We start from the raw sequence: 834 nt of genomic DNA, 5'->3' as shown, positions 1-834 counted from the left end.
ATTGGCACTCAAAAGAGAACTCATTTGTAAAACGATTGTGGATTTCTAACATCACGTTCCCATTATTTTGATAGCACTGACTTGTTTCCGACTGTATTTGTTTGCTATTGAAATAACTTGAAGAAACAATCAGAACGGAAGATACAAATAGCGCAGTTGCAAAAACGATTGAAATGCCTTTAAAACGTTTATTTTGTAGCATTTTTAAAAACCCCTTCTTTTTCTGTTCATTTGTATATTTTAACATTATTTAGTGGCATGTTTGACAGCCTAGTCATCAAGTCCAAACAAAAACGTGTTCAATCCGACGTTAATCAAGGCGTGTAACTTAGATTTGTAGTGTTTGTGCTAACAACCTACTGAAGCTATCAGCGGAGAACTGTAATAAGAATAGCAATAGATTAATCCATAAATTAATTGTCTTAATAGGAATTGATAAAGAAGCTTGCAACCTGGAAAATAGAGATTTCCAGGATTATTTAGATTTCACATTTAAGATATTTAGATTAAGTCAGATTGGATATTAAAATGGAATCTGTTCTTTACTACCTAAAGGATAGATAGCTTACTCTTCCATATAACGCCTCCCCCCAACCACTTTCATAACTTGTTGCCAAGGGGTGTAGGCGTTATTTCTTTTTGTCTTATTCCTTGACCAATAGGTACTATTCTAAAATACATTTTTATCTGGATAAAATTGAGAAACTGTTTTAAAATTGGTAAGGGTTTCTAGTAAACTATTCTTTGATGTTTGTTGGTTTATTTATTCTAGGGGGAAACGTATTGAAAAATTTAAAAGTTCTATTTGTAACAGTTCTGATCTTATCTTTATTT

1 protein-coding gene is annotated in these 834 nt (G+C 31.9%); it reads right to left on the bottom strand.

Translation table 11 applies throughout. From position 1 onward, the window contains the following. A partial coding sequence (locus tag CVN76_RS31580) for a hypothetical protein (RefSeq protein ID WP_232732053.1) occupies positions 1-202 on the bottom strand: 202 nt, incomplete at its 3' end. Between the last annotated feature and the right edge of the window lie 632 nt (positions 203-834).

Source organism: Bacillus sp. mrc49, assembly GCF_002803435.1.
Note: the sequence above shows the minus strand (reverse complement) of the source record. Positions and strands in the feature narration are given on the sequence as shown.